Source organism: Micromonospora sp. (assembly GCF_048594385.1).
Classification (GTDB): domain Bacteria; phylum Actinomycetota; class Actinomycetes; order Mycobacteriales; family Micromonosporaceae; genus Micromonospora; species Micromonospora wenchangensis.
Genome location: NZ_JBMDWU010000167.1, coordinates 1 through 5,459, shown reverse-complemented (window position 1 = coordinate 5,459; position 5,459 = coordinate 1). Strand labels below are relative to the sequence as shown.

Here is a 5,459-nt window from a genome sequence, read left to right as displayed (position 1 = left end):
GAGCCCCACGCGCGCCACGACCACGGGTCGTAATTCCCGGACAACGCCACCGCCCGCCCGAAGACGTGGGCGTGCCGCAGCGCGAACAGCACCGCCTGGAACGCGCCGAGAGACGGCCCGGCCACGGCGATGTCGTCGCGGCCGCCGCTGGTGTCCCGGATGAACGGCACGACGTGCCAGATGATCCAGTCCTCGAACTTCTGGTGGGCGGCCACCCGGTCGGTCAGCGGTTTCCAGGTCGCCGACCACGACTGCTCGTCGTAGGACGGCACGCAGTAGACCTTGATCAGGCCGTCGTCCAGGGCCGGCCGCAGGGCGTCGAGCATGCCGGCGTTCTCGAACTCCCATTCCTTGCCGTCCTGGGACGGGAACCACAGCACCGGGCGGCCCCAGTGGCCGTGCACCGCGACCTGCCAGCGGCCACCCAGCGAGGGGGCGTCGATCTGGTGGTACTCGGTGCGGGTCACGTTGGTCATGCTGGCCCATCGCCGGACGTAATGCGCGCTCGGGGTGGCGATCACTCGCTCGCGGAACGTCGTTCCCGTTGCAGGTCGCTCATCCGGTCGATCAGGTCGGACGCGTCCTGCAGGTGCTGGTCGAAGATGTCGATGAACCGGCGGGTCATCACCCGACCCTGATGCGTGTGGGCCACGATGACGGCGCGCTGATCCCCGGCCACCGCCTGCCGTTCCCGACGAACCAGGTCGGCGACCTCGAGCCGATCGATGGGCTTGCTGATGCCGCCACTGGAGAGACCGGTCAGGTGTGCGAGCTCGGCGGGGCGGGCCGGGCCGTGCAGATCGAAGTGGGGCCCAGTCGATCACCTACACCGTGCAGGTGGACTTCGGTGCGGTCGGCGTCGTCCTGCAGAACACGGTCAGCAGCCGCGGATCGTCCTGTGTGCTGCTGCCCTGCGCCAGCGGCACCGTGCACCGCACGGCGACCGGATCCGGCGGGGGCCCGGTGCGGACGGTCCGTCGGGGGGCGGGACGACCGGTTCGACGACCTCGCCCTCGGGCGGTGGCGCCGTCCCGGCGGATCGATCGACGGGAGGGGCAGGAACGGCGGGATTCCTCTCGACCGCCGGCGACGTGACGTCGACGGCGACTCTGCCCGACACCGGTGTGGCGGTGTGGCCCCAGGTGCTGCTCGGGTGGCTGTTCGTCCTGGTGGGTGCGCTGTTCGTCGTCGTGGCCCGGCGCAATCGGCGGACCTGCGTCGCGACGGGTGTCGCCGCGTCCTGCGGCGGCTCCCGTCAGCGTCCGGCATCCCCCATCGGGTCAACGGTCGACGAACGTGGTGACCGCGCATCGACCCGAGGTATATGGCTATGCGTAGCGATCCAGCTACTTTCAGCGCACGTGGGGGCGGGGATCAGTGACAGCTTCCGGACAGCTGCCCGTGTCGACGGCGGAGGATGGCCCCTCGCTGGGGATCGTGTTCGACCTGGCCGTCGAGGCGATGGTGCTGATCGACGACTCGTTGCGCATCGTGCAGGCGAACCCGTCGGCCCGCCGGATGCTCGCGGCAGAAAACCCGATCGGAACAGTCGTGTCCGCCTTCAGTGCCCCGGCTCTGCTCGACCGGGCCCGGGCCGAGGGGGACCGGTGGCTCGCCGGCGAGCTCAAGCACCTGGAGCGGGCGACCGAGTTCCGGACCGGGGCCGGCGACATCAGAACCGCCGTCACGACGGTCGACGCGCTGGTTTCGGCCTCGGGTGGCCGGTATTTCCTGGCCCAGATGCGGGATGTCACCACCGAACGGCGACAGCACGCGGCGCTGCAGGCCGCTCGTGATCAGTATCGACAGTTGATCGACAACCTCCCCGGTGCCGTGGTGATGCGGCTCGACCCTGACCTGACCATCACCCTGGCGGCCGGCGAGGGCCTGACCGTCCTGGGGTACCGCCCCGAGGACGTCGAGGGACGTCGGGTGCAGGATGCCTTCCCGGCGAGCGTCTGGCGGGTGCTCGGCCCGCGCCTGACCGACATGCTCACGGGCGCGGGGGCCGATTTCGAGTACGACAGCCCGACGGGTGGCCGGCAGCTGCGGCTCCGTCTGCGCCCCCTCGTCGACGACGGCGCCGTCGTCGGGGGTCTGCTGGTAACCGAGGACGTCTCGGAGGACCGGGCTCGGCGCGCGCAGATGCAACAGGTCCAGCAGGTAGGCGGGTTCGGGGGAGCCTGGTACGACCTGCGATCGGGGTGGACCCACGATTCGGCTCTGTTGCGGCTGTGGGGTGCGACGGGCCCCGCCGACCTCGGCGGGCTGCCCTTCGGCCGGATCGCGGCGGATCAGGTCGCCGAGGTGACCGCCGCATGGCGCACTGCCACCAGGACCGCCGGACACCACTCGATCGCCTACCGCATCGGTGCTGAGCACGGGATCGACGAGCGGTACCTGCAGAGCACCCACCACACCGTCGTGGATGGCGGCGGTCGACTCCTGCGCATGGTGTCGACCCACGTCGACGTCACCGAGACGGTGCGGACGCGCGAGCGGAACGAGCAGCAACGCCTGGAGGCGGCGGAAGCGCGACGGGTCATGCTCCGGCGCATCGTCGACTCGGTCGCGACCAGTCCGCTGCCGAACGCCGACCTGCTGACCAGCATCGTCACCCTCGTCTCGTCGACGCTCGACGGCGGCGCCGCGCTGCGCGTGTTCGGTCCGGACCGGACCCACTTCGAGGTTGACCTGGTCGCCCCGGTCGACACCGACGAGGGCGCCAGGACATCCGCCCATCTGCATCGGACCGTCCGGCGCCCGGTCCCGACGACGGGAGTCTTCGCCGAGGTGATCGGGAACGGCAACGTGGTCAGCGCACTACGTACCGCCACCTGGTCCGCCGAGTTCGACGACGAGCTGCGTGAATGGTTCGGTGGCCACGTCGAGCACATCGCGATCGCCCCGGTCCGGCACGGCGGGACCGTCCTGGGTGTCTTGGCGGCGATGCGGCACGTCGCGGGGAACCCGTACCGGATCGGAGACGACGACGTCCTGCAGGTCCTGGCGGACAAGGCCGGAACGGTCCTGCACGAGATGCGCCAGTCGGAGCAGCATCTGGGTCTGCTCGAGCGGATGGCGGGGATGGAGTCCCGGGAGCGTCACCTGCTGGCCGAGAGCATTCACGACGAACCCATCCAGCAGTTGGTCGCCGCCGTGATGCGGCTGGAAATGCTCGGCGGGCGTCTCGACCCCGGGCCGAGGGCCGAGCTGATGGCCATCGCCGAAGAGCTGGAGGGCACCACCGGCTGGCTCCAGAACCTGATCATGGTGGCCTTCAGTCCGCCCGAACTGAGCGCCGGCCTCGGCCCGGCACTGAGCAGTCTGGCCGACGGGACCTTCGCCAAGACCGACGTGTCTTTCCGGTACGACGGTCCTCGGCACGTCCCGCTGACGGTGCCGGCGAAGGAGGCCGCCTACCGCGTCTTGCGCGAAGCGATGCTGCACGTCCGGCAGCGCGCCGGCGCCACCGCGGTCGTCCTGCGGGTGGACTCGACTCGGACGGACGGCCACGTCGCCCTGTCGCTGGCCGACGATGCACCGGTAGCGGGGTCGGACGTCGAAGCCCTGCGGGTCCACGCCGTGATGAAGGCGCGAGCCGAGCCGGAGGGCGGCACGGTGACGGTGACCGAGGGCGAGGAGCACGGGACGACCGTCACCCTGGTCCTGCCCGCGGTCACCACCGGGTCGGCGCGTCCGGCCGACCCCGCGGCGCCCACCGCCACGCCATCGACCGGGAGGGGCGGTGACGGAGCAACCACCCGGTGCCTGTCCGTGGTGGTCTGCGACGACCGGCCCGAGATGCGCCGAGCGGTCGATCTGCTGATCAGCCGGCAGCCGGGGTTCGAGATCGTGGGCGAGGGCCAGGACGGGGACGAGGGCCTCCGGCAGGTGCAGAAGCGACGCCCCGACGTCCTGGTGGTCGACTTCAGCATGCCCGGCGGCGGTCCGGCGCTGGTCCGGGCCGTCAAACGCGAGAGCCCCGCCACACACGTCATCGTGTTCACCGGCCGTGGCGACGCGCGCACCAGGGAAGCGATGCAGGAGGCCGGAGCCGATCAGTACGTCGTCAAAACCGGGCGTCTGGGTCCCTTGCTGGTCGCGCTGCAGGCGGTGGCCCAGAGCCACGACGGGGAGGACCAGGGACCGGGGCGCTGACCCCGCCGCTTCTCCGGACTCAGAAGGCGGGAGCCCGGGATCAGGAGTGGTCGGTGAGCAGCTCGTCCAGCGCCGGGAACCAGACGTCCCGCCAGCCGACGGTGGTGTGCGCGTCCGGATTGACGATCAGTTCGACCGGATATCCCTGGTCGACCAGGGCGGCGGCCAGGGCCCGGTTGTTGGCCAGGTTCTCCTCGATCGCGCCGCAGGTCATCAGCAGCGGGATCACCCGGCCGTCGGGAACCGGCCGGGACATGGCGACGACCTCGTCGCAGATCCGGTCGAACGGCGCCCACCCGGACTCCTGCGCATCCAGCTCGCGGGTGAAGAACGACCCGGACTGCAGGGCCAGGGCGTCGACCGCGTCCGGGTGCCGCCGGTGCAGGTACAGCCAGGCCAGGGCGCCCAGGCTGGCGCCGAGCCCGACCACCGTGCTGGTGGCGACCGTCGACGTCAGGGCGGGGATGACCGCATCGGCCAGGTGGTCGGCGTAGGCCGGGTCGGCCGCGTACTGGTCCTGCCGGCGGCCGGGGGCCGGGTCGAGCAGGGCGATCCGCAACGGCGCGACCCGGCTGCGGGCCGTCGCCCAGGACAGCAGGCCGCCGCGGTCGGCCAGGTCCGAGCCGTCGTGCACGAGCAGCAGGGGAGCGGCCGTGGTCGGGTCCAGCCCGTCGGGGGTCCACAACCGGACCGCGACGCCCAGGGCCGGAGCGCCGGCCACCCGTGGCGCGCTGATGGGACGCACGTCGCCGCCGGGCGGGGTGAGCAGCCACGCCGGTTCGCGATAGTCGGGGAACCGCAGCTCGGACCGCACGCCGAACGGGTTGCCCACCTGCCGGGGGTTGGTCGGGTCGGCGATCCATTCCTGCTGCCCGTCGCGATGCAGGCTGAGTCGGTACTCCAGGCGCCAGGCCGCAGGACGGGGCAACGTCAGCGTCCAGCACCCGTCGGTCAGGGCGAAGGCCCGCGGGCTGTCGCAGACCCAGTCGACCTCCAGCCGTACGGCGTCCCACCGGCGGTCGGGGTCGGGGATCGAGAGCTCGGCCCGGTCGGCGGTCACCACGGGCCCGGGCATCGGGTCACCGTACGGGACGTGGGGTGCGGCAGCCGGCAGGAGACCCGCCCCGGGCGGGTGGTCACCGCGATGTCACCTGCACTCCCTAAGGTGTGCGGTATGGACCGGCAGAAACAGTTCGTGCTGCGCACCCTCGAGGAGCGCGACATCCGCTTCGTCCGCCTCTGGTTCACGGACGTCCTGGGTTACCTCAAGTCGGTCGCCGTGGCTCCTGCGGAACTCG

General features: G+C 71.5%; 3 protein-coding genes and 1 pseudogene. 1 reads left to right on the top strand and 3 read right to left on the bottom strand.

The window, feature by feature from the left end; all coding sequences use genetic code 11:
* On the bottom strand, positions 1–467 hold a 467-nt coding region (locus ACOJTC_RS08780), incomplete at its 3' end, for an alpha/beta hydrolase-fold protein (RefSeq protein WP_420116461.1).
* 224 nt (positions 468–691) lie between these two features.
* Positions 692–799, bottom strand: a pseudogene (locus ACOJTC_RS08775) (transcriptional regulator, TrmB); the annotation flags it as partial.
* 602 nt (positions 800–1,401) lie between these two features.
* On the opposite strand from ACOJTC_RS08775, the gene ACOJTC_RS08770 reads away from it, so the two are divergent.
* On the top strand, positions 1,402–4,161 hold the full coding sequence (locus ACOJTC_RS08770; RefSeq protein WP_420116460.1) for a response regulator: 2,760 nt from the start codon (positions 1,402–1,404) through the stop codon (positions 4,159–4,161).
* 40 nt (positions 4,162–4,201) lie between these two features.
* Here ACOJTC_RS08770 and ACOJTC_RS08765 read toward each other — a convergent pair whose 3' ends face one another.
* A complete protein-coding gene (locus ACOJTC_RS08765) occupies positions 4,202–5,236 on the bottom strand; it encodes an alpha/beta hydrolase (RefSeq protein ID WP_420116459.1) in 1,035 nt (344 codons plus the stop codon).
* Between the last annotated feature and the right edge of the window lie 223 nt (positions 5,237–5,459).

Bases quoted from the DNA above. Each gene is read 5' to 3' on its own strand.
- ACOJTC_RS08765 (WP_420116459.1), bottom strand. From the start codon at position 5,236: ATGCCCGGGCCCGTGGTGACCGCCGACCGGGCCGAGCTCTCGATCCCC.